Below are 24,670 nucleotides of genomic sequence, written 5' to 3' on the forward strand. Positions count from 1 at the left end.
CAGACTTTGCTTACATAAACTTCATCATTATTTTTAACTATTTAGAACATTTGATCTAAATCACAGCGTAGTCATTTTGACCCTGTTAATTTAGTACCCAAGAAAAGAGGCAATTCCACTAGGCTTTCGATGAAAACTTAATGGAATTGCATTTAAACATTCAATTTAAACTTTTTAAGAGGAACGCATCATGGCGGCTAAATTTTTTATTCCTTCAGTCAATGTACTTGGTCAAGGCGCAGTTGATGACGCTATTGGCGATATTAAAACCTTAGGGTTCAGACGTGCGCTTATTGTTACTGATAAGCCATTAGTCGAAATCGGCATTGCCGGTGGTTTAGTTGCTAAGCTTGCCGATGTCAGCATTGAATCTTTCGTATTTGACGGTACTCAACCTAACCCAACAGTAGGCAATGTTGAAGCGGGTTTAAAAATTCTAAAAGAAAATGACTGTGACTTTGTTATTTCTTTAGGTGGTGGTTCTCCACACGATTGTGCGAAAGGTATTGCTTTAGTGGCTACTAACGGTGGCAGCATTAAAGATTACGAAGGTGTTGATGTTTCTGCAAAACCACAATTGCCTTTGGTCGCGATCAACACTACTGCGGGCACTGCAAGTGAAATGACTCGTTTCTGCATCATCACTGATGAAGACCGTCATATTAAAATGGCAATCGTTGATAAGAACACTACTCCTATCTTATCTGTGAACGATCCTGAGCTAATGATCAAAAAACCAAAAGCACTAACCGCAGCTACTGGTATGGACGCATTAACTCACGCCATTGAAGCTTACGTTTCTATTGCGGCAAACCCAATCACCGATGCTTGTGCAATCAAAGCGATTGAACTTATCCGTGATAACTTAGAAAACGCAGTTAGAGATGGACAAAACATCGAAGCTCGTGAACAAATGGCTTACGCTCAGTTCTTAGCGGGTATGGCATTTAACAACGCAAGCTTGGGTTATGTTCACGCGATGGCTCACCAGTTGGGTGGTTTCTACGACCTTCCACACGGTGTATGTAACGCACTACTTCTGCCACACGTTCAAGAGTACAACGCACAAGTGGTTCCTGCTCGATTAAAAGATGTAGCAATTGCAATGGGCGTAGATGTAGCAGAAATGAGTGACGAGCAAGGTGCTGCAGCTGGTATTGAAGCGATTAAAGCACTTTCTGTACGCATTGATATTCCAGCATCATTGACTGAGCTAGGTGTTAAAGAAGAAGATATTCCTACTCTTGCTGATAACGCCTTAAAAGATGCTTGTGGTTTCACCAACCCTAAGCAAGCAACTCATGAAGAAATCTGCCAAATCTTCAAAAATGCACTTTAATGGATAAGTGTAGATTTAATTAAGGTCGCTCCGGCGACCTTTTTTTATTTCCTCATTATACTAGGGCCTGTAGATCTTTCAGGATTAAATTTTGTGCTATTTGAGCGCTTATCTGTTCAAGGCGTGAGCAGTGAAGCTTAGCCATCTAAGTAAGCTGGTCACAACACTGAACAGGAAGTGCTCAAAAGCATCGAAGACAGCGTAAATTGGTACTTACTTTGAAAACAGAAAGCTGCTGCGTTATCGTTTGTTTATGTGGAGTAACCACACTTTACAAACTCCGCCTTGCATAAGATAACCAATTTATCGCTGCAAAAATAATCACGAAAGTTCAATAGGCCCTAGAGACAGCTAGAAACTGTGACATTACAACAAGATTGAACACTTACTCATCAATCAAACATTCTTTTATTAAAAAGAGCTTGCGAGCTTGAACTCCCCGCTATATGATTACGCCCGCTTCCACAGAGCAGCTTTGAAAACAAAGTTATATCTAGTGAAAGAAGCCCGAATAGCTCAGTTGGTAGAGCAGAGGATTGAAAATCCTCGTGTCCCTGGTTCGATTCCGGGTTCGGGCACCATTTTTATTTAGAGAATGTGCCGACATAGCTCAGTTGGTAGAGCAACTGACTTGTAATCAGTAGGTCCCGAGTTCGACTCTTGGTGTCGGCACCATTTTTCTATTTTAAAGATATAAAGCATACTGCTTATCTCAGATAAGCCCGAATAGCTCAGTTGGTAGAGCAGAGGATTGAAAATCCTCGTGTCCCTGGTTCGATTCCGGGTTCGGGCACCATCTTTTATCTTAATTAAAGATTCCAATTTTCAATCTATAATCAATATGTTGGTTTATATTTTCACTTAATTGATACCAAAATTAAGAATACTTAACTTACCTATAATTTTTTATCCTGTAATATTTTCATGTCACTTTCCTTAAAATTTAGGAACGTCATATGAACACATCATCCAAAGCTCTTTGCTTAGTCTTAGCGACTTTTAGTATTCCGTTTGCTGTAGCGAGCACTCATGCTCCTTCACAACCACAGTCATATTTTCACCTTGATGGAATGCATATTCTTAAGAGTAAAAGTGAAAATAACTTTTCAGCCCCCGATTTACCTAAAACTGGGGCAGATCTTTGTAAAGTTGCACACCTAGCATCAGATTGTTACGTCATTAAAAATGCATCAGCTAATGAAATTGAGCTCGTGTGGGAAAATAAAACGCCTCTGTATCTCCCTCCTGAAAATCAACATGGGGAGGTTGTATTGAGCAACCCCAAATTTTTTCATCAAAAAACAACTCACATTGTCGTTACCAACACCCAAACAAAACAGGAAATTTATAACGGTGATATCAAAGATCAGGTGGGTTTAAGCTGTAGCGAGGCTACTTGTAAGGATTGGAATTAATACCACAGTGAGTCCTAACAGCAGCAATCAAAGTTGCCTCTTTAATTGCTGCTTATAAAAACTAATGTAATTTCAACTTAGGCCGTTGCCAACGAAGTAATTTTTGCGCTAATCGGTAAACCAATGCAGAAAAGTACCCGAATAAACTAGATAAATGACGTTGGTATAAAGACATGTACATTAGACGAGCTACATGTCCTTCAACGAAGAACTGTCCAGATCTAAGATTTCCCATCAAGTTACCTACCGCAGAAAATCGGCTTAATGAAACTAATGAACCATAATCTTTATATTCAAATGCTTTTTCAGCACGAGTACCGTTAAATTTACCGATGAAGTTTTTATAAAGTTGGTGTGCCATCTGGTCTGCTGCTTGTGCTCTTGGTGGAGCAAACCTACCGTCAGACAATTTTAGTTCAACACAGTCACCAATAGCATAGATATCTTCTACACCTTTCACTTTCATAAACTCATCCACTTGGATTTGATTACGCCCAGTGATAGGAAGTTGAGTAAAGTTTTGAAATACTTTAGGCCCTTGAACACCTGCCGCCCATACTTTGATATCAGAAGGAATAACATTGTCATCATGGGTAACAAAGCCTTTTTTGGTTACCTCTTTAACATGAACCCCTATATGCAGCTTCACGCCAATTCTATCAAGTAATGACTGTGCTCTTGCGCCGATTCTTTCTGGTAATTGCGGTAAGATTTTAGGTGAAGCTTCGATCAAGTGGACATCTAAATGACCATCTGAAACATTTTGATAGCCGAATTCATTAACGGTGTCGATGACATGAAATAATTCGGCAGCCAATTCCACACCTGTTGCTCCAGCCCCGACTATGCCAATACCCAGTTTTTTATTTTCACCGGATTCGCTTAACTGCAACAATGCATCTAGCAGTTTTTGATGAAACAACTCAGCACTTTGAAGATTATCAAGCAAAATGCAGTTTTCAATGGCACCCGGTGTGCCGAACGTATTCGATACACTTCCTAAAGCTAATACAAGATAGTCGTATCCAATCTCACGCTCAGCCAATAGTAACTCACCGTCTTCTGCAAATACTGGGGCTAACTGCAATTTTTTAGAGTCAACATCGCAGCCTGTCACTTCCCCACGCATGAAGCGATAACCATTTTTTAAACCATGGTCTCGATACAACAAACCATCTAGAGAGCGATCTACTGCACCTACTGCAACTTCGTGTAGTTTCGGCTTCCATATATGAATTGGACTTTTGTCTACTAGGCAAATATCAAGTTTCTTCTTTTTACCTAATTTTCGCCCTAATTTGGATGCCAAAGCTAAACCACCAGCTCCACCTCCAACGATCACCATTCGCTTAACTGTCATATCAACTCCGCATGGTAAATTGGTCTGACCTAGATTTAGAGTTACTCTAATCTACCAAAAAAAACTTAACAGTGTAAGAATAATAGAAAAAGTTACTAAAAGAGCGAATTTTGCTAGATTGTTCCAAAACACTGCTACAACTAGCTAGAATCATCGAAGTACTAGTTTTTTAAGCTGCAGACTATGAACAAAAAATAATACTTAGGATGGAAATTAAGTAAGTGTTCAAATTATAAATTGAATGCAATCACTGAAATGGGAATAACAGCCACCTACCCAGAGCATGATAGGCAGCAATTAAAATATTTAAACAGCATCGTCGTTTTCTTCACCTGTACGAATACGGATCACACGCTCGACATCGGTCACAAAAATTTTACCGTCACCAATTTTTCCGGTGTGGGCAGTATCAACAATAGTTTCGACAGCTTGTTCTAGTAATTCATCCTGCACTACGATGTCGATTTTTACTTTTGGTAGAAAATCCACCATATATTCTGCACCGCGATACAATTCTGTGTGCCCTTTTTGACGCCCAAAGCCCTTAACCTCAAGAACCGTCATCCCTGTAATACCGACTTCCGCCAGTGCTTCCCTAACATCATCAAGCTTGAACGGCTTAATGATTGCTTCAACTCTCTTCATCGAAAAACTCTCCGGTTTCGAATATTTTGAACGATTTTAACGCGTAATCTTAATATTGGTATAGGTTACTCTTTCTATTAACCCAATAAGAGGTTAAAATTTAAACAAAAGTTACCTCATGGATGATGGTATGAAATCTATACACGGATTAACCCTAGTAGAACTCGCCGTTACAATTGCTGTGGCAGCAATTCTACTTGCTATTGGTGTTCCATCTCTTACTAACCTGTATGATAACACTCGTGTTGATAGTAATATCGAACGTATTCAAAATACTTTTCACTTTGCTCGAAATCAAGCTATGTCTCTTGGTAGACCGGTAAGCATCTGCCCTTCGATTAATAATACCTGTAGCGGTGACTGGCTTAAAGGAATTATCGTTTTTATTGATGATAACCGAAACCTTAGGAAAGATGGCGACGATGCAATACTAAACCGGATTCCTTCATTTGATGCCAGTGATCACATCAAAAGCTCCCAGGCTTCCTATACATTTTTAGCTACAGGTTTTCTATCTAGTCTTGCCGGAACCCTAACCTATTGCCCTAGTAAGAAAGAGCATGAAGCGTCACAACAAATAAGAATTAATAATAATGGCCGAGTTAGACGAAATACTGAACGTGTCGATTGCAAATAACCCATTTTCGCAGGAATTTAAAAGAAACCAGCCTGTTTGTACAACTTTCAGGCTAGTAATTTAGAGTAATAGCATTATTTTGTGGTTTTAATGAACATAATCTGGATATACTAGCCCGATGTGCAGCTTTGGTAGTAAGTGTATCGATGGAAAAGACAAACGGATTTACCCTAGTGGAAATGATGGTAACCATTGCAGTTGCTGCAATTTTAATTGGTGTAGGTGTTCCCTCACTCACTTCTTTTTACCAAAACACCCGTGCAGAACAAAGTATAAAACAAATTCAATCTCTATTAACTTTTGCTCGAAATCAAGCCACTAGCTACCATCGCTCTGTAACGGTTTGCCCTAAATCAGATTCAAAGGGAACTATTTGCGGCAATGATTGGCGCAACGGAATGGCAGTTTATACTATTATTGCTCCTGCTGGTGCAGGAGGCCCTAGCGTTTCTGTAAAATCAAAAACATTACGTCAACTCCCTAAATTTGAAGATGGCGATATAATCAAGTTTCGCTTTTCGAATATCACCTATGATGCTCAAGGGCAGGTTTCTTCATTTAATCCACAAGGTATTTTTGCCGTTAACTCAGTAGACTTGATTTACTGCCCTGATAACAACGCGTCCTTAGCTAAAGGCATCAAAATTTTTACAAGTGGCCAAACTAAACTCATTGATTCAACTCTAAGTTGCTCCAATCAAACAAAGTAGCTCATATTGATAATTTGATGCCCTCAGATAACGAAACAGGTATACTCAACGGGTCTCATATCAAAGGGTCTGTGATACCCAAACGGAGTTTTTTTTGACTGCTAGCTACATCCCTCTTGAACTCTATAAACGAAAATGGATATTCAACAACCACGAAATTCCAGTTTCTGAACAAGAAAAAGCATTAATCAAGCCATTGACTGAAAAAAGCTCAATGTTGTTGTGGAATCGATTCATTAGCAATAAAAGTAGCCACTCTGAGCAATTTACCAAAGGCGATTGGGCCGCTCGCAGCAACAGCTGGAAAAAAGAAGATACATGGCAGTCAGCATGGGATAGCCAAGATACTAGCTTGCCTTTATTGTTAGCCGAAGACATTACATGGCCTGATGAGGCCTGTGTATATTTTGCCTACGATAAATACAACCTTATTGAAACTGATTGGAAGACCTTTAAAAATAATTGGAAATGCTTTTTGTTTTTCGATGACGGTCCACTACTCTTTTCTCAAGAACAAAAACAAGTAGTTTGGTTCCACCAAAACGGTGAATATCAGTTAGGTCATAGAGGCTGATTTTCTTCGATTAAATCTTGTACTATTTTAATAACCACATAAAATAGACAACTCCTAATGAGCCTTAACCTTTTGAGGTCAATATGAAAATTACAAAGTTAATCCTACCACTAACGATATTAATGAGCTCTTTCCAGCTTCAAGCAAAAACCATTGAAGGTGTAGATGTGCCTCAGCAATCGGTTATCGCTGACCATAAAATGGAGCTGAAAGGTGCTGGTGTTCGAAGTAAATTCTTTTTTGATTTATATGTTGGTAGCCTTTATCTCCCTGATGGTGACGACAATTTCGCAACAGCGTTTGAGCAGGGATCTGTGGCGATTAGACTGAATATTATTTCAGATATGATCACTCAAGAGAAAATGCAGAATGCTATAGCTGAAGGTTTTGAAGACGCGACTGACGGAAAAGTTGCACCAATCAAAGCAGAAATTGACAAATTTATGTCTTTGTTCGATTCAGGTATCAAGGTTGGCGATCAGTTCACTTTTGTTTCAAACAAAGGCCAAGACGTTGTAGCCTACAAAAATGGCACCTCGCTAGCTGACATTAAAAATCAAGCATTTACTAAGGCATTATTTGATATTTGGTTAGGTAAAAAGCCAGCTCAACGTAGCCTTAAAAAGAAAATGCTTGATCAGTAATCACCTAGTTGCATATCGCAACTAGGACCTGATAACACTAAATTAAGTCAGTTTCATTTGCTGAATATATTCGTGGGCTATTTCAGGGGTCGTACAGCTGGGTTTTTGATGTCTATCAGCCTTTAAATGACCTTTCCTATGCTTGAGGGCGGCATCCAGTTTTTTAGCCGCCTCAGCTATCGCTGGATACATAACGTCATTTTTACCCGAAGCAGAAATTGCTGCGCCTTCGTAATTCGTTCTAATTTCTACTTCGTACTCGCCGTGTTCTTGGGAGATGATCACATCAAGTGAAATAAGACTAGGGAAATGATTGGAAATTTTTGAAAACTTTTCGTTAACGTGTTCTCTTACCGACTCGGTAACATCAACGTGGTGACCGGATAAATTTATTTTCATAGAGTTTCCTTCTTACGGGTGATGTAGTCTTTGACCCATCGTTGATACGAACGTTCGTTATATCATTCAGCCAATATTTGTAATGTGATCTTGATCGACTTAAGCCATCTAGCCTTAGAAAATAAAATAACAAATAGCACTAATTCTTTTTACCTATCTCTACCTAACTCCCTTTAACTAATGCTTTTTCGCTAATATTTTTCTTATATTTGCTGTTCAAGGTATCTCGACATATTGGGTACAAAATAGCTACTCAATGTACATTACTCATAGGAGTGTTGAGCTTTAAGGATTAAATTTTGTGCTATTTAATACACGAAGTGATATAACCCTACAAAAAATAGCTAAAGCTAAAATTCGGAGTTTTGAAATGACATTTACAGTTTCAATCAATTGGGAAAAAGATAATTCAGATACTGGCGAATTTACTCGCGATCATAAGATTGAATTTGGCAGTGGTCAGATTGTTAGTGCTTCTTCTGCTCCAGAGTACAAAGGCAATCCTGAAATGGTCAATCCAGAAGAAAGTCTACTTGCCGCACTTTCTTCTTGTCATATGCTGACATTTCTCGCAATTGCGCATTTAAAACGCTTGCCTGTACATAGTTATCAAGACAAGGCTGTGGCTACTTTAGGTAAATTAGAAACTGGAAAGCTAGCAGTGACAGAAATCACTTTATCTCCCAGAGTGACGTTTATTGAAGGAACTGAAGTCAACGATGAAATCTTACAAAAGATGCATGATAAAGCTCACGCTAACTGTTTTATCGCTAACAGCATAAACAGTAAGGTGCTGATAAATGTTTAGATGATCAAAAACAGCACCACTATGGGTGCTGCTTTCACTAGAGGGCATTAACGCAAAGTCATTACTTTTTTAAGTATTTCCCTTTTGCATCAAAAGGCCAATTAATCCCTAACCATGCTTTCATGAATGCTTTTTGTGCTTTAGTGGGGTTAGCCACGGCTTTGATTTGCACTTTTCCTTCTGGTTTAGCATCTAATTTAACCTTGAAGTGTTGGAGTTTATCATCTTTAAATGCCGTCACTTTAATCGTGTCATCGGCTTTAAAATCCTCTAAACGCTTTTTGAAACCTGCTGCGGTAACTTTTAGTCCGTTAATGGCAATAATTTGATCTCCTGCCCCTATACCAGCATTCCAAGCAGGGCTATTTTTAGAGACTTTTGAAAGTGTCAAACTTCCGCTAGATAACGTCATCCCTGAATAAACTTTCTTCTTACCAAACTTCAACTTTAAGCCAGCATTTGCTAATAAGGCTTTAAAGTTCAAGGTAGAAGGCTCACTAATATGAGACTGCCACCACCTTTCATAAGACTTACCCGTTAGGTTTTTAATGATATTTTTTACATCATCATTGGTATAGCCTTTAGGCAGTTTATAATCACGATAAAGCTCACGATGAACGTCACGGTAGCTGTGCTTAAGCTTAGTATCATTCAACATCGACATATCTAACGCCAACGAGGCCATGTAGCCTTCAGAGTAGATATTCACGCTGTTATTATGAGCGTAATCACCACCTGTTGACGTCCACTCATTCGCACTCGATTGCGCCACAGACTGAACCTGCTTGCCAGGCTTATTCATGTTTGAAGTAATACGTTTAGCTAAATCAGCAAAGTACTCTTTTGGCGTCATCACTCCCGCAGTCAATAACAATTGATTTTGGAAATAGCTGGTTGAGCCCTCAGCTAACCAAAGTAACTCAGTCAGTTTTGGATGCTGGTAATCATAATTCGCAATTTCAGCTGGACGATAAGCTTTCACATTCCATGTGTGAATAAACTCATGCGAAGCTGTGCTGATAAAGCGTAAATAATCTTTACGCTCCCTAAACATAAATCGAGGCAACTGAATAATGGTCGAGTTTAAATGCTCAGTTGCCCCTCTTGCACCACTCGTTGCGTGCACCATATAAACGTATCGCTTAAATGGGTAACTATCCCACCAACGGTGAGCTTGACCACTGATCTTTTTTAGATCCGTCACAACTTGGTCAATGTTGTAGTTCCCTTCTCCCCAAATGACTAACTCATAATCTCTACCATCAGCTTTAAAGCTGCGATGGTGACTGATCCCTGTTTCAATCGGAGAATCTACTAATACGTCATAATTTGGAGCAACAAAGGCATTTTTGCCATCAGAATTTAATCCTGAATAACTTTTCCACTTTCTAGGAACCTTAAGCTCAACATTTAATTCATCATTCTTGAACTCAGGGCTATACATAAACACCGCACTAGCATCTAAATAAGCATGGGTACTGCTAATATGGCGAGTACGTGTACCTAATTCATTGGCATATAGGTTATAGCTAACGGTAACTTTAGAAGGTTTATCAAGCTCAATTTGCCAAGAACCAGTCTCTGTTCGAGTCCAATCTAACGTCTTACCCTTAGCATCTTTTGCCACAAAGTTACGAACGCCATCAGCCGTTGGCAAAACTTTGTACTTGCCTGTTCGCCATACAGGAAGATTCACAGTAAGTTCGTCAGAGTTTACTTTCGGAAAAGCCACTTCCACTTTTGCCATATGATGCTCAGGCTGAGTTAAATCTATGGTGTAAGTTACTTGGGAGAATACTGGAGCTGAAAATAGCAGAGAAACGGGAAGCCAAAACTTGTTGCCGATATTCACAAATCTATCCTTATTATTTTTAGCAAACTAATCTAGTCGCGAGTATAACAATCTTGGTTCAAATTCAATAACCAGAATCACAGTTCCGAGTAAATTAAAATGGATAGACATAAAAAATTTCAAAAAGGATACATATTATCAACATTTTTCATCAACAATGATTGACCCAAATATTCATTTCGATACCATTAGGTTCAGGTCTTTTTATGTTCTTTATAATGATTTTTTAACTAACTCATCATAAAACTTGTGACAAGGGTAACAAACTCTCATTTATAATAACGAGGAAGTTTGACAACCAGATAAGACCTACGAAAATGAATCATTTTATTCACACTCACCATCCCCGAGTATGATTTTTTAGTAGCCTTTTAGAAGGGAAGCAGAGTATGAAGGATACTGCAGTACAAATTACGACTCACGAACTAAAGCAACAACTCTTAGACTGCAAATCAGAATTAAAAGCAGTACTTCAAGACAGAGATGATAAGTACAAGCGCCTATTAAATTTTATTTCTGATCTCAGCATTGCGAGTAAAGGTCAAAACCTTGAGCTTGATAACAAGCTAGCAAAATTGCGTAGGCAGCTCACCAGATTTGAAGATATTGGCACCTATCAGCAAGACATCAATGATATTGAGCGTGCATTGCAAACCCAACACCGGCAATTAACTTTAAGCCTTGATGAAAGCCGCCATGGCTTAACCAGAGTTGCCAGCCAACTTCAACGGGTAAAGTCTTTACCTGAAAAAAATAAACGCGAGCTTATTTACTTCAAAAATGAAATGAAAAAACCTTTTCATACCGTATGGGAGTATTTACCTAAAATAGAGCAACTTATCGAGCATTATGAAAAAGTATTAGAGTTGCAATTCTCTCAAGAGCTTGAATTTGAACTTGAAGAAAAGCACATTGCTTTAGCTCGTGAGCTAGACAGTATCATTGCCGATATAGAATTTAAGGCCGAGCAACGAGATAAAGTTTGTACCATTCAAGCGGTATTGGCGAATAAAATTGATTTTAATGAACTGCTCTCTGCCTATCATGATATTTTAAGCTTGGTCGTTGATAATTTACTTCGGGAGAAAAGTTCTGCCCAAGAGTTTTTAAGCATCCTAAATCAAACGCTTTCAACGGTTGGTAACATCACTAGCACCATGCAAGTGCAAAGTGAAAACTGTCACTCCATCCAACAAGAATTGAACCAAGCGGCGAGTAATCATATAGCCAATGTGGGTGTATCTCTTTCAATTACAGACGATATTAACGAGCTAAAGCAACAAATTAGAAGTCAACTAGGCGAATTGCAGACTGTTCTTACACAAAAGCAGCGAATAGAGCAAAGAGATAAACAACAACTGCAATACTCTATAAATTCGATGCAAAATGAGTTAAGCCAGTTAACCGATGAAGTTTCGTTTTATAAAGACAAGCTACAAGAACAGCAAAAACTTAATTTACTTGACCCTCTAACTCAACTTCCTAACAGAACAGCCTTAGAGGAAAAGCTCAACATTGAGTATCAAAAAGTCAAAAGACAACATTCAGATCTTTGGATCGCGGTAGCTGATATTGATCACTTTAAGAGAATTAATGATGACTTTGGCCATAGCACTGGAGATAAAACCCTTCAAGTTATCGCTAAAGCCATTAAAAGTGCATTAAGAGACAGTGAGTTTGTTGCCCGTTATGGTGGCGAAGAATTCGTATTAGTCTTACCAAATGTTCGCAATGATAATATCCAACCGCTATTATCAAGGGTAAAAGACAGAATAAAAAGCATCCCCTTTAAATTTAAAGGTCAACCTCTCACCGTTACCCTTTCAATCGGGGCAGCCAAAGTATCATCTGGTGAAAGTGTAGACAACACGTTTAACCGTGCTGATGCATCACTCTATCAAGCGAAAGAGCAAGGAAGAAATAAAGTAATCATTGATTTCTAACCCATAATTTCAAGCTCTGACGTTGACGTTCATAACCTTCGCTCTGTATAACGAAATCAATAACATTTTGAATTTAAATACAGAACTCAGGTTAAAATAAGAAGACTTGGAGGAAATATGAGAAAGTACATCAGTCCCCGAGGAAGTATGGAGCTTATGTCTCAGTTTGAGGCTAAACGGCTCAAACACAGTGCATCCAGTGAGCTATATCAATTATTCAGACGTTGTTCTTTAGCCGTTCTTTGTGCTGGTTTACAATCAGACAGCGATGAAGACCTTTTTTCGCTCCATCAAGACTTTGATATTCATGTTATTCAACGAGCTAGAGGTGTAAAACTTGAACTCGTTAACCCTCCAGCGAAAGCTTTTGTAGATGGAAAAATTATCGCAGGTACACAAGAATTGTTATTTAGTGTACTGCGAGATATCGTTTACTTAAGCAACAAATACGACAACATTAAAAACTTAGATCTGAACAAGCCTTTTCACATAACCAATGTCGTGTTTGATATTCTGCGCAATGCTCAGGCTATAACAAAAAAACAACTCCCCAATGTTGTTGTTTGCTGGGGCGGCCATAGCATTAAACAACACGAATACCTTTACACTAAAGAAGTGGGCTATCAAATCGGCCTCAGAGGCCTAGATATCTGCACAGGTTGTGGCCCGGGAGCCATGAAAGGCCCCATGAAAGGAGCTACTATTGGCCATGCTAAGCAGCGTAACTACCAAGCTCGCTATATTGGATTAACTGAGCCAAGTATCATCGCCTCTGAGCCACCGAATCAAATCGTTAACGAGTTAGTTATTCTTCCTGATATCGAAAAACGCCTTGAAGCTTTTATGCGATTAGGCCACGGTATAGTCATATTTCCCGGTGGAGCAGGTACAGCCGAAGAATTACTCTATTTGTTAGGTATTTTATTGTCCCCGAAAAATAAACATAATCCTATGCCTGTCGTTTTAACAGGCCCAAAAGAGTCGGCTGATTACTTTAAAGAAATTGATAAATTTATAGGAAGCACTTTAGGCGCTGAAGCTCAAAGCAAATATAAAATTGTTATTGATAATCCCAAAGAAGTGGCACAATTAATGGCTAAAGGTATGGCCGAGATTAAACAGTACCGTCGCTCTTCAGGTGACTCTTACCACTTTGCTTGGGAGCTGCATATTGACGGTCAATTTCAGCAACCTTTTAATCCTAACCACAAAAATGTCAGTGAACTTTCACTCGACTTTAATATGGAAAAGTCAGAGCTTGCGGCTAACTTAAGACGAGCCTTTTCCGCCGTTGTGGCAGGGAACGTAAAAGGTGAAACCATCCAACTTATAAAAGAACATGGACCATTTCATATCAATGGAGACAAAAAATTAATGACGATGATGGACAAACTGCTTACGGCGTTTGTAGTTCAAGAGCGTATGAAACTACCAGGAAGTAAATACACACCTTGTTATCAGGTGAACAAATGAATCGTTTACTGATAATAGATGCGCTTAATTTGATCCGCCGTATGCATGCTACTCAACCGGATGAGTCAGATATGGATGCCTTAACTTTGAGGCTAGTATCAGCAACTCAAAAGCTCATTAGCTTTCATACCCCGACTCATCTAGTGTTTGTTTGGGAGGGTAGCAAAGAGTCGTGGAGAAAAGAGCTTTACCAAGACTATAAGAAAGGTCGTAAACCTATGCCAGAGGCTCTAAATCAAGGTCTCAAGCAAATAAAAACTGAGTTTAATGAAAGAGGTTGGTTTAGCCTTACCGCTGAATCAGAAGCGGATGACGCGATAGCCACCCTTGCCACCAAGTTAGCCGAACATGGTGATGAAGCAATTATAGTCTCAACCGATGCTGGCTTTACTCAATTATTGCACCCTAGCATAAAGCAGTGGGATCACTATGCTCAACAATACTTTGATGTTAAAAAACTAGAGCAAAAATATGGCGTAGAACAAAACCAATTCCTAGAATTTTGGGCTCTCGCTGGCTCCAGTGGTAATAAAATACCCGGCATTGCTGGCATAGGTCCGAAGTCTGCTGCTGAGTTATTAAAAACGTTCAGAAATATCTCTAATATCTACAATTCACTGGATACATTAGGCGAAAAGCAAGCTAAGAAGTTGGCTGACGGCAAAGATATGGCAAGAGTAAGCTACAAGCTTTCAAAAATGGTTACAAACTCACCATTGAAAGCTCGGCTGAGCGACTTTAGAATAAATTAACTTTATCTCTATATAAACAGAATACGGAAATCAAAATGAAATCAAAAGTCCCCTTAATTATCGGCATTGGTTTTGCTGTTTATACCGTCTTTGTTGCTATTGCGGTCACTAATTATGAACCCACCATCGCCGATATGGATTGGGAAGATAGACAAGCTCATAATCAACATGCCCTGACACAATTAAGCCTCGGTCAACATATTGAACTCGTCAGAAGCAAATTAGGTGCAGCCGACTTTAGCGAAGCTAAAACCAGTGATGATAAGAAAATGCTAGTACTGTTTTATCGCACTCATCATGGTAAGTCTGACGGTAAAACCACAAAAGATGAATGTACACCATTACTATTTGTCGATGATCATCTTGTAGCTTGGGGCCCCGATACCTACAAACAATATCTTGATGCCAAGTTAACAATTTAAATAAAACTAGGGCGTGTTGATCTTTCAGGATTAAATTTTGTGCTATTTGAGCACTTTTATGTTCAAGGCGTGAGCAGTGAAGCTTAGTCATCTAAGTAAGCTGGTCACAACACAGAACAGGAAGTGCTCAAAAGCATCGAAGACAGCGTAAATTGGTCACTTCTGCTGCGTTATCGTTTGTTTATGTAGAGTAACTACACCGCACAAACTCTGCCTAGCATAAGATAACCAATTTATCGCTGCAAAAATAATCACGAAAGATCAACACGCCCTAATTGAGAGTTGGTATAAAATAGTATAAAACTGCAGTTATCCTTTGATTTGTATGAACTAACGAGATGTATTGGATAATCACCAAATATTTGATCACGGCAGCAGTCATTGTTGCTGTTTCTGAAATAGCTAAGCGAAGCGATAAACTCGGCGCCCTCACCGCAGCCTTACCTATGGTTACAATTTTAGCTCTCATATGGATGTATATTGAAGGTCAAAGTACCGAAAAACTTGATAACCATGCTTGGTATACCTTCTGGTACGTTGTACCCACCTTACCTATGTTTTTGGCGTTTCCATATCTTCATGCCCGTTTTAGCTTTTGGGTGACATTGGGAATATGTGCTCTTATCTCTATTGTCTGCTTTTGGGGCTTTTCAGCTTTTGCAAAGTTGTTTGGTGTTAACTTGCTATAAACAGCAAGTTAATCATAGTTTAAGCGCTGCCACACCATGCCTTATTTAACTTATACCCATGGTTTTAAACATATTTTATGCATTTTAGTAATTAGTAATATGAACCTAATTCGCAGAGTATTAAAGACAAATTTTTAAAATAGGTAAATACAATGGCAGCGGATCTGATGACTCCCCCTGCAGGGGAACCAAATTTAGCTCAACAGATATCAGAGCAATACGACAGAAGTGAAAATCCCTATTTATTAATGGCAAAACGGTGGAGTGTTAACCTTGTAAGTCACTCATTAGCGGCCTCAACTTTTTTACCTTTACCCGTCGCTCTAGGGGCTGGAACATTTAGTAGCACAGCTCAAACGGCTATTGAGTTATTTTTTTCTCAAGAATACGAACCGCAACATGTTGCAGTTGATGCAACCAAAAGCTTTAAAGCTTCAATTGCATTCAAAACAGCTGGCGGAACAATCCTGTTCTTCTTCGCTAAATCAGCATCCCCAACTTTGCAACTTGCAGGTGCTGCTCAAGGCATCATTTCGACACTAACTACATGTGAAGTATTGGAGCGTGTTGCTAGATCTTAGCATTAACGTAATGAGCAGTTTAAAAGAACTTCCTAAGCAACGAAATAGTAGGAAAGCCCCGTCACAGAGCAATCCTACTGTTTAATTTAACCTCTAACCTAATGTTTTTTATATTCGTAGTATGGCTCACCTTGCATTAGCCATTTAGGCGCTGGTTTGCCTTTCAAATAATGATCAAAGTACTGCATCATCTTTATAGAGTAATCCAATTTATTTGGATATTGTTTAAGGTGGTGTGGTTCACCTTGATATTGAAGCATCACTACATCCTTGCCAGCTCGGCGCATAGCCAAATACATTTCAATACCTTGCTCCCATGGTACAGCGCCATCTTTATCACCAAACATGATCATCATAGGCGTCTGAATACGATCAGCATAAAACACAGGGGAGTTTTCAATGTACTTTAACGGGTCTGCATATAATGGTTTACCAATACGGCTTTGCCCTGTTTCATACTGGAACTGACGAGCCAAACCCGAGGCATGACGAATACCACTGTAGGCACTAGTCATGTTCGATACTGGCGCGCCACTCACTGCTGCGGCAAAGATATTAGTTTGAGTAACCGCATAAGCCGTTTGATAGCCAGCCCAAGAATGCCCTTGAATACCAATGGCTTTTGGATCGGCCACTCCCATATTAATTAAGTGCTGTACACCCGAAGTGAGTGCTTTAACAGATGAAGGTCCGGGGTAACCGACTTCAAAACGAATATCTGGCAAGAATACCGCATAGCCATTATCGACAAACCAAGCGAAGTTCGGTCTATGATTTAATTTCATATCTGGGAATGAATGCAACCTGTCACTCATAAATCGATAATAATATACAAGCACAGGAACACGCTTACCATCTTGATAATTTGTAGGCTTTATCAGAACGCCATCTAACTGTTTACCATCTGAGTTAGTCCAATGAACTAATTCAGCGCTGCTCCAGTTGAATGCTTCAATCTGCTTGTTCAAATTCGTTTGTTGATCGGCTTGCTGAGGATTTAAATAATCTTTTGCCGCAAAAAGATCAGGGAAGATGTCATAACGCTCTTTAGAGTAAATCAAAGTCTTGGCATCTTTACTACGCGCAAGCACTTTTAATTTCACTGGTTCAGCGGTTAACTGCTCCGTTCCACCAGCTAAGTTAAGGCGATAAAAGTCATCAGACTTAGTGCGGTCGTTATATCCTTTTAACAACACTTTTTCATCAGACTTCAACCATGTTGGTTCATCAGCTTTCGCTAAGCCAGTAACTCTATATTGAACCTTTTGTTTGCGCCCACTGGTAAGTTTAGTCATCTTACCGCTAGCAATATCTAGACGCCAAATATCGTATTTGTCATAGACTAAGAGCGCCTGTTCGCCGTCAATCCACGGTCCAAATCCATATCCAGGCGGGTTAGATGGGTAATCATGGTCTTCGTTTGCAAACCCAACTTTTAAGCCTTTAGATACATTGGTTTTGGTTTTGCTGGCAACATCATAAAGATAAATATTACCAAGATAATAGTACGCTAAGTAATTGCCTTTAGGTGACAAAGACGGCTGCCAATACGTTGGATATTGGGTTAGCACCTTAGTTTGTTTACCAGAGTCGATATCAACAAGGTAATAATCACTATAGAAACCAGCCCAAGTGATCATTTTTTGATATGGTTTATCGGTTTTGGCTAATAAGCGAGTTGGCTGCTCACTCATTTGCACATTTTTAACCTGAGTATCACCCAGCTGAACAATGTCCTGTTTATCAAGATCAAACACGGCTAAATATGTGCGCTTTAACTCTTTTTTATATTGCTTGATTTCATTTGGCTTAATGAGCGGATCATCACCATTCCACACTCTAAGTTTGCGTTCATCATCAATGATATTGACATTGTATAAGTCATCAACATTGTTAATTTTCGCTAAACTTAATTGCTGGCTGACTTCGGGGACACGACCAAAAAACAAACGCTTACTATTTTTCGAAAACGATAACTTACTATAACGGTTTATTTTCCAATCTGAATTATTGCGAATCGGAGTAACTTTGTTATCGGTTAACGACACAAGATTTAATTGATATTCTCGTCCATAAGGTAAGTCTTCGGCTTTACCTGAGGTAAAAGCGGCCCATTCACCATTATTTGATGTTGCTACGCTACCGACTTGAAGGCTATCAGACTTAAATAATGTTTGTGTTTGGTTACTCGATAAATTAATTCGGTCTAACCTATGGACTTGGCTTTTAATGTTATTAATAGCTAAAACTAGGTTTTTGCCGTATTTATCAAAATGATAAGCCGTGACATCTTTGTATTCTCTGGATTTACCTTTTGCCAAGGCAATTAGTTTAATCGTGTAGCCTTGATCAAACTTATCAACCTTTGCTTTATCATTAGAAACCGACTTATCTTTTTCAGTTTTTTTAGATTCGACAGCTTTATCGTCTTTATTTTTGTCTTTGCTAGTACCATCAAAGCGAACTAACAGATGCGACCCCGTTTTATTAAATTCGAACGATTTTACTTTTTCGAATACTTGCTGCTCACCGGTTTGCGTATCCAATACGATGAGCCCGGACTTTAATTTTTTCTTTTCTTTCGCATCAGCTGTAACCTGCTTGAGTAACGGAACAGCTTTAACCATTGCCACAAATCGGCCATCAGTACTGACTTTGGGGTTGGATGCCAGTTTTATGTCAAAATGCTTTTGTGAAGAAAGCAGCTTAACAATTACCCGGCTATCACCTCTATCAGGCTTAGCTTCTACAGCCAAAGTTATACCATTATCCGAAACCACAGGTTTGGCTAATGATTCGAATTTCATTATATCTTGGAGTGTCAGCGGCTTTGCAGCCTCACTCACTGGAACCATGACTACAGAAGCAGTCACCATTAGTGCAGCGGCGAGTTTTGAAAACTTCACGTCATCCTCTCTTTTTTCTGGGAATAGTTTTAATGAGATAATCTCACAATATTGAAAAAAGAACGATATAGCTCACTATTTTCTGTAAAAAAAAGTGAAATCTGTTTAAAATATGTGGTCATACCATAAGGTCATAAATTATTTTGGTTTGCATAGAAAATCAAAATAGTGACATTCATTTGCACAATAAATTAAAAAATAAGCTGTTGAAGGAAATTTCATGTCTAAACGTACAATTACCGTGATCCCTGGCGACGGGATTGGTCCAAGCATTATTGATTCTGCTCTAAAAATCCTAGATAAAGTCGGTTGTGATTTTGAATATGAATTTGCTGATGCCGGTTTAGTCGCTCTAGAGAAGCACGGTGAACTACTTCCGCAACAAACTCTAGATTTAATTGAAAAAAACAAGATCACCCTTAAAGGTCCATTAACGACTCCAGTTGGTGGCGGTTTTACTTCTATCAACGTAACGTTGCGTAAAAAGTTTTCTTTGTACGCAAACGTACGTCCAGTGCTTTCATTTAAAGGCACTCAAGCTCGTTACGAAGACATTGATATCATCACTATTCGTGAAAACACGCAAGGCATGTACTCAGGTCTTGGTCAAACCGTTTCTGAAGATGGTTGCACAGCTGAAGCAATGTCAGTTATCACCCGTGAAGGTGCAGAAAAAATTGCCACTTTCGCTTATGAGCTTGCTCGTAACGAAAACCGCAAGAAAGTAACCATCGTTCACAAAGCCAACATCATGAAGTCGACTTCTGGTCTATTTTTAAAAGTAGCGAAAGAAGTGGGTGAGAAATACCCAGACATCGAAACTGAAGAAATGATTGTTGATGCAACGTGCATGAAGTTGGTTATGAACCCAGAAAATTTCGACGTGATCGTTACGACTAACCTGTTCGGTGACATTCTGTCTGATCTATGTGCGGGTCTTGTTGGTGGTTTAGGTATGGCTCCTGGTGCAAACATCGGTAAAGATGCGGCTATCTTTGAAGCTGTACACGGCTCTGCACCTGACATCGCTGGTCAAAACCTAGCGAACCCTACTTCAGTGATCCTAGCTTCTATCCAAATGCTAGAACACTTAGGTATGGCTGATAAAGCAGAGAATATTCGTAAAGCTGTTGCTGATGTGATTGAATCTGGTGATCGTACAACTCGTGACTTAGGCGGTACTCACGGTACTACTGATTTCACTGATGCTGTATTAGAAAGACTATAAGCGTTTAGCTTTGAATATATTAGCCTCGATTTATTCGAGGCTTTTTTATTTAACCTGAATCCGGTTATTTATATTCTCTGGCCTTTAAGGTTTTATATATGTGTTGGAGGGTTTCTTTATTTACGGGCTTGCCAATAAAGTCGCTCCGCTTTAATCCTATCGCATAAAAGAATTCACTTAGTTCTGCATACATATCAGCATGCAATGAAATATCCAATTCGTCCGATATCTCTTGTTCAAGAAAATCTACCATTAATAGGAACATGGATTCCATCAATCGGCAGCGCAAATCATGTTTATCTTCATTAGATTTTCTATCATGTTTATAGTTGTGATACAGCCTTTTCATCAACTTGATCCCTTCTATCGTAGCTGATGTTGCGGTAACACCAATTTTGACGCCTTCGCCTGCTTGAGCCGTTACCCCTCCTAACACTAAACTTTCACCTACAATTTTTGAGATATCAAAAAATATCTTGTAAGAGTTTCGAATGATGCGCTTAGCACAAAGTATTTTAAGTTCACGGATAAGCTCATATCGTCGAGCTTCCAACATATCTTCTTCTGAAGCATCATATACCGTCCCATCACCAATCCCTTTCAATTCAATCGGCTTAGTTTTTCCTTGTTCATTAAACGCATTACCCAGTACAGGATCATCAATCAAAATATCTTTAACTCTGGTTTTCATTTCAGAAAGCACACCATAAGAATGAGCGCTATTGGCCAGATAGATTGAGCGTTGTAAAATATCAAGTAAATTAACGACAATACTAAAGCCAGGAATGGCTTTTCCCACTGCACCTGAAGCATTACCCACTAAATCTAAAATCCCTTTTGTTGCTTTTAATAAGTTCTTAACTATTTGTAACAGGCGTTTTGCGAACTCTGCCGACTTTGCGAGTACATCTTTAAGGCTAAGGTCATCTAACGAGAGTATTTCACCATCCTTATGTAAAAACTCTTTCGCTAGACCACAGATGTCAACGGTCATTTGCTGGGCTTCGTGTAAACTGGCTTGCAAGGTGTTGATAACATCACTGCTTTGCGCAACTTGAGAAGCAATTTCAGCGACGTTACCTGAAGAAAATTGAGCAGTAAGCCCAGCGCCTACTTGAGTCATATTGGCGGCTATTCCCGTAAGAGTTGAAAGTCTCTGAGTCGCCTCTGAAATAGTGTCAAATTTCCATTCTTTAATGACATCTTTACTTTCAATTAATTGAGACAAAAAGCGACTTGATTGCTCTGCAATGACAGCAGCGTTCTGAAACGTGTCCTCAAAATTTAATCGCTCTAGATGATCACACATACTGTCTAAGGTATTGTTACATGCAGTTGTCATATCAGTGCTTGACTGATTTTCCTCCTTAAACTTCTTAACTTCACTCTTCACCTGTTGAGATAACTGGGTAAATTCAGACTCCGTTTCAAACGTTAACTGTTCAAGTTCTCCCGATAATTTCTTTTCAACCAAAAACATTGTTGGGTTCCAACCAACTTGGTGCTGAGCTTTAGCCGCCTGTACTCTGGTAATCGCTTTTTTCCATTTTGTTTTATATTCGTCACAACGCTTACGATGAATTTTGTATTGCTGAGCTTCTTCGAACGAGTCCATAAAAGCGTCATCTGCAATAAGAGAGCCTGTAGGTGATGTAGGTGATGTAAGTGAGTGGACTGAATATAAGCTTGAACGTCGAGAGCTTGTCGATGAACTTGAAGAGTGACGTTCTTTTCTTCTCCTACTTTCCCTTCTTTCCCTTCTTTCCCTAATAGCATTTTTTAGTTGAATTTTTTTGGCATCTCTTAATACTTTTCTCTGTTCTGCCACCTTTTCAGTTCGGGCTTCTAGTGCCTTGCGTTTTTTTTGATGTTCCCATAAGACCCTTACTTTAGCCTTCATTATTTCTTTTTCTTTTCCTGTCATTTCTCGTATAGGTAGTAAAGATACGGGATCACCTTTAGAGGTTTTTATTAAAGGAGCTGTACGAGGGACTTCTACATTTAATAACAAAGGCTGCTTATCTTCCGGAAGTGGGCGCCTACTCAATTTTCTTTTTAATTTTTCACTGCTCACTTTTAATCGTAACTTAAGATTTGCACCCAGTTCTCTAAGTTTGTGTTTTCGGTCTTCTAGAGGTGACGGTAATGGTGATGGAAGAGGTGATGCAGACATTTCTACCGTTGTAGGTAGGTCACTTTCACTTTTCCTCAGCACGGCAGGAAGTGGTTGATACTCTTCATCAGAAACTTTAAGTTCAAATTTTGGTTTTTCTTCAACTGGTTTATGAATGTTTCTTAGACGCTCTTGGTTCTTAGGTTTATTTAATTCATCTAACTTAGAAAATGAAAAACTCCGCCTTCTAGAACTAGCCATGTAACTCTCTCGTTCTTTTTTTTCCTTTTGAGTTTCGCCTGGCAATCCTGTCACTTCTAGCTTCAAATCTTTCAAATCTTTCAAATCTTTCAAATCATGTTCACAGATGACTGCAAAATGCTCTTTTAATAGTTGATCCAGTAATTCCATCGAATACTGTTCAGCATGCTCTAACACGAACATGATTAAAGGTTCTCCTCGAATCAAACAAGTCTCACATTCAAATTGCTGGCGTAATTTATCAATCACTTCAGCACGTAGTGCAACTTGTTGATCCCACTCCGATTTTAACGCAAATTCCAAAACTAAGTGCTTTTCGCCATCGGCTCTCATCAAATCAAGATGAGATAGCAGTTTTTTCATTAACGCAATTTGATTCGGTGAAGGGTTATTAGAGTCTTGAAACAGAATATGCAACAAAGTTTGACTTTTTTCAGAAGATACAAAATCCAGATTTTTATTTCGCCTAATCATGTGATCAACAATCAGGTTTAGTTTTTCGTACTCTCTTTTCTTCGCTAAATGTATGGGCAACAGTTCATCTACCCCTGCCATTCTCATTTTAAAATTCGCTTTTGGATTACCCTGTATGTATGTGGCTAAATCATCAACACTTGAAAAAAGCACCGTTTCTATTAGTTCTTGAGCACACGAATCTTCTCTCGAAACAAGTCTATGAGTAGGCGGGGGCGGCGAGATTAAAGGAACTTTTGGTGAGGACATAGCGGCTTTTGTATTCGAAAGACCATGTTTTATCACAAAAAAACACAGAATTATTTGCCATTCTTTATCTCTGACAGCTTTTCTTCAGCTCTGTAAACACACTGCAAATCTTTTATTATTTATTGAAACATGTGAGTATTCATAAACGTTACAAGTATCAAGGATTCGATATGACCAAAAAAATGTGTATCTCAGTGTTGGTAGCTCCTCTTTTACTTTCGGGCTGCCAACTTTTTAAACCTTGGGAATGTAAACCAACAGACTGGTACTTACAGGGATTTGATGATGGCTATGCTGGTAATCCGTCATCCAGTGTTACGACATATCAAGAGGCTTGTGCCAAGACTCCAATCAAAGTCGATACTCAAGAGTGGCAACGGGGCTATAAAAAAGGGCTGACAAAATATTGCCGCGCTGATAACGGCTATCGAATAGGAAAATCAGATATAACATACCATGGTGTTTGTTCAAATTCTGACTTCATTAAGAACTTTGAATTGGGTCGACAGCAATATGAGGTTGAGCAACGTAAACAACAACTAAGAAGCGAAATCAGAGAACTTCGTAATCAAATAGCGAATGAGCCAAGTTTTAAAGAAAAAGAGCGGCTACAAGAACAAATAGACAAACTCGAAAAACGAATAGATAACTTATCTAAACCTGATGTATCTGTGCATATTGAGTTTTGACTTTTTTAACCCAAAAGAGTGCCTAGATTTGACACTCTCCCTTTGACAATAGTTTTATTGCATTTTTGAACTTATCTGGCTGAATAAAGCCTCTTCGCTTTGCGACTTCACGGCCATTTTTATCGAAGAAGATCGTCGTGGGTGAAGCCTTAAAGCCACCAATTTTTCTTAAAAAAACATTGCTGGCTTTCGCTGCAAGCAAACCATCATCGTAATGTTTAAGGCTTCTTTTTAGTTGCTGCTTAGAGCCATTGGTACCAATCAAACTGATATGAAATTGTTGTTGGCACTGTTGCTGAAGCTGAGTCAGTTGCTGTGCTTGCTTTTTGCACCAGCTGCATTCGGGTTGAAACAGCATCACCACAGATAGCTTACCTACTTGAGCAACGTCAATCTGCTCTTGCCCACCTCTAAGTGAATGCAAGGTCATATTCATTGCATGAATATTGAGCGAAAAAACACAAGTACTCAAAATGAGCACTTGTAATATTCGACTAATAACAATGG

22 protein-coding genes and 3 tRNA genes are annotated in these 24,670 nt (G+C 39.1%); 18 read left to right on the plus strand and 7 right to left on the minus strand.

The features are described from left to right. The first annotated feature begins 190 nt into the window (after positions 1–190). The 5 genes from yiaY to AC1EU0_RS00345 all read left to right on the plus strand — a co-directional run bounded on the left by yiaY (position 191) and on the right by AC1EU0_RS00345 (position 2,754). Positions 191–1,339, plus strand: coding sequence for an L-threonine dehydrogenase (gene yiaY / locus AC1EU0_RS00325; RefSeq protein WP_480299896.1), 1,149 nt, complete (start codon positions 191–193; stop codon positions 1,337–1,339). 505 nt (positions 1,340–1,844) lie between these two features. Further along, positions 1,845–1,920 (plus strand) — tRNA-Phe (locus AC1EU0_RS00330). Positions 1,921–1,938: 18 nt separating this feature from the next. Next, positions 1,939–2,014, plus strand: a tRNA-Thr gene (locus AC1EU0_RS00335). Positions 2,015–2,059: 45 nt separating this feature from the next. Continuing rightward, positions 2,060–2,135, plus strand: a tRNA-Phe gene (locus AC1EU0_RS00340). Between the two features lie 160 nt (positions 2,136–2,295). Beyond that, positions 2,296–2,754, plus strand: a complete 459-nt coding sequence (locus AC1EU0_RS00345; RefSeq protein WP_480299897.1) for a hypothetical protein — start codon at positions 2,296–2,298, stop codon at positions 2,752–2,754. A gap of 61 nt (positions 2,755–2,815) precedes the next feature. Here AC1EU0_RS00345 and AC1EU0_RS00350 read toward each other — a convergent pair whose 3' ends face one another. After that, positions 2,816–4,114 carry an NAD(P)/FAD-dependent oxidoreductase gene (locus tag AC1EU0_RS00350; RefSeq protein ID WP_480299898.1) on the minus strand — a complete coding sequence of 433 codons (1,299 nt, stop codon included), beginning with the start codon at positions 4,112–4,114 and terminating at the stop codon, positions 2,816–2,818. A 306-nt stretch (positions 4,115–4,420) separates the two neighbouring features. Then, positions 4,421–4,759 (minus strand): nitrogen regulatory protein P-II, encoded by a 339-nt coding sequence (gene glnB, locus AC1EU0_RS00355; protein ID WP_480299899.1) that lies wholly within the window; start codon positions 4,757–4,759, stop codon positions 4,421–4,423. A gap of 130 nt (positions 4,760–4,889) precedes the next feature. Here glnB and AC1EU0_RS00360 point away from each other — a divergent pair, with 130 nt between their 5' ends. From AC1EU0_RS00360 to AC1EU0_RS00375, 4 genes are all read left to right on the plus strand, one after another. Then, positions 4,890–5,396, plus strand: coding sequence for a GspH/FimT family pseudopilin (locus tag AC1EU0_RS00360; RefSeq protein WP_480299900.1), 507 nt, complete (start codon positions 4,890–4,892; stop codon positions 5,394–5,396). A gap of 146 nt (positions 5,397–5,542) precedes the next feature. Then, positions 5,543–6,106: a GspH/FimT family pseudopilin gene (locus AC1EU0_RS00365; RefSeq protein ID WP_480299901.1), complete on the plus strand. Its 564-nt coding sequence runs from the start codon at positions 5,543–5,545 to the stop codon at positions 6,104–6,106. 94 nt (positions 6,107–6,200) lie between these two features. Further along, a complete protein-coding gene (locus tag AC1EU0_RS00370; RefSeq protein WP_480299902.1) occupies positions 6,201–6,680 on the plus strand; it encodes a DUF2947 domain-containing protein in 480 nt (159 codons plus the stop codon). A gap of 83 nt (positions 6,681–6,763) precedes the next feature. Then, positions 6,764–7,324 (plus strand): chalcone isomerase family protein, encoded by a 561-nt coding sequence (locus tag AC1EU0_RS00375; protein ID WP_480299903.1) that lies wholly within the window; start codon positions 6,764–6,766, stop codon positions 7,322–7,324. Between the two features lie 42 nt (positions 7,325–7,366). Here AC1EU0_RS00375 and hpf read toward each other — a convergent pair whose 3' ends face one another. Next, a complete protein-coding gene (gene hpf, locus AC1EU0_RS00380) occupies positions 7,367–7,723 on the minus strand; it encodes a ribosome hibernation-promoting factor, HPF/YfiA family (RefSeq protein WP_480299904.1) in 357 nt (118 codons plus the stop codon). Between the two features lie 370 nt (positions 7,724–8,093). Here hpf and AC1EU0_RS00385 point away from each other — a divergent pair, with 370 nt between their 5' ends. After that, a complete protein-coding gene (locus AC1EU0_RS00385; protein WP_480299905.1) occupies positions 8,094–8,531 on the plus strand; it encodes an OsmC family protein in 438 nt (145 codons plus the stop codon). Positions 8,532–8,592: 61 nt separating this feature from the next. On the opposite strand, the gene AC1EU0_RS00390 is transcribed toward AC1EU0_RS00385, so the two are convergent. Continuing rightward, on the minus strand, positions 8,593–10,383 hold the full coding sequence (locus tag AC1EU0_RS00390) for a M61 family metallopeptidase (protein ID WP_480299906.1): 1,791 nt from the start codon (positions 10,381–10,383) through the stop codon (positions 8,593–8,595). Positions 10,384–10,772: 389 nt separating this feature from the next. On the opposite strand from AC1EU0_RS00390, the gene AC1EU0_RS00395 reads away from it, so the two are divergent. The 6 genes from AC1EU0_RS00395 to AC1EU0_RS00420 all read left to right on the plus strand — a co-directional run bounded on the left by AC1EU0_RS00395 (position 10,773) and on the right by AC1EU0_RS00420 (position 16,243). Continuing rightward, positions 10,773–12,326, plus strand: coding sequence for a GGDEF domain-containing protein (locus tag AC1EU0_RS00395; protein WP_480299907.1), 1,554 nt, complete (start codon positions 10,773–10,775; stop codon positions 12,324–12,326). Between the two features lie 117 nt (positions 12,327–12,443). Continuing rightward, entirely contained in the window at positions 12,444–13,799 is a 1,356-nt protein-coding gene (gene ppnN, locus AC1EU0_RS00400) for a nucleotide 5'-monophosphate nucleosidase PpnN (protein ID WP_480299908.1), read from the plus strand. Then, a complete protein-coding gene (gene xni, locus AC1EU0_RS00405; protein ID WP_480299909.1) occupies positions 13,796–14,551 on the plus strand; it encodes a flap endonuclease Xni in 756 nt (251 codons plus the stop codon). Before ppnN ends, xni begins: the two co-directional genes overlap by 4 nt. A gap of 35 nt (positions 14,552–14,586) precedes the next feature. Continuing rightward, positions 14,587–14,973, plus strand: coding sequence for a DUF3192 domain-containing protein (locus AC1EU0_RS00410; protein WP_480299910.1), 387 nt, complete (start codon positions 14,587–14,589; stop codon positions 14,971–14,973). 338 nt (positions 14,974–15,311) lie between these two features. After that, the gene (locus AC1EU0_RS00415; RefSeq protein ID WP_480299911.1) at positions 15,312–15,662 is read left to right on the plus strand and encodes a DUF3147 family protein; all 351 of its coding nucleotides are present in this window, start codon (positions 15,312–15,314) and stop codon (positions 15,660–15,662) included. Between the two features lie 152 nt (positions 15,663–15,814). Further along, positions 15,815–16,243, plus strand: coding sequence for a hypothetical protein (locus tag AC1EU0_RS00420; RefSeq protein ID WP_480299912.1), 429 nt, complete (start codon positions 15,815–15,817; stop codon positions 16,241–16,243). Between the two features lie 98 nt (positions 16,244–16,341). On the opposite strand, the gene AC1EU0_RS00425 is transcribed toward AC1EU0_RS00420, so the two are convergent. Next, on the minus strand, positions 16,342–19,149 hold the full coding sequence (locus tag AC1EU0_RS00425) for a S9 family peptidase (RefSeq protein WP_480299913.1): 2,808 nt from the start codon (positions 19,147–19,149) through the stop codon (positions 16,342–16,344). 220 nt (positions 19,150–19,369) lie between these two features. Between AC1EU0_RS00425 and AC1EU0_RS00430 the strand changes: the two genes are divergently transcribed. Next, a complete protein-coding gene (locus AC1EU0_RS00430) occupies positions 19,370–20,377 on the plus strand; it encodes an isocitrate dehydrogenase (RefSeq protein ID WP_480299914.1) in 1,008 nt (335 codons plus the stop codon). Positions 20,378–20,441: 64 nt separating this feature from the next. Here the strand turns inward: AC1EU0_RS00430 and AC1EU0_RS00435 are convergent, their stop codons facing one another. After that, positions 20,442–23,474: a hypothetical protein gene (locus tag AC1EU0_RS00435; protein ID WP_480299915.1), complete on the minus strand. Its 3,033-nt coding sequence runs from the start codon at positions 23,472–23,474 to the stop codon at positions 20,442–20,444. A gap of 170 nt (positions 23,475–23,644) precedes the next feature. On the opposite strand from AC1EU0_RS00435, the gene AC1EU0_RS00440 reads away from it, so the two are divergent. Further along, a complete protein-coding gene (locus AC1EU0_RS00440; RefSeq protein ID WP_480299916.1) occupies positions 23,645–24,163 on the plus strand; it encodes a DUF2799 domain-containing protein in 519 nt (172 codons plus the stop codon). Positions 24,164–24,185: 22 nt separating this feature from the next. Here AC1EU0_RS00440 and AC1EU0_RS00445 read toward each other — a convergent pair whose 3' ends face one another. Then, entirely contained in the window at positions 24,186–24,593 is a 408-nt protein-coding gene (locus tag AC1EU0_RS00445) for a thioredoxin fold domain-containing protein (RefSeq protein WP_480299917.1), read from the minus strand. Between the last annotated feature and the right edge of the window lie 77 nt (positions 24,594–24,670).

The organism is Parashewanella sp. 2210YD4-3, from assembly GCF_056591735.1.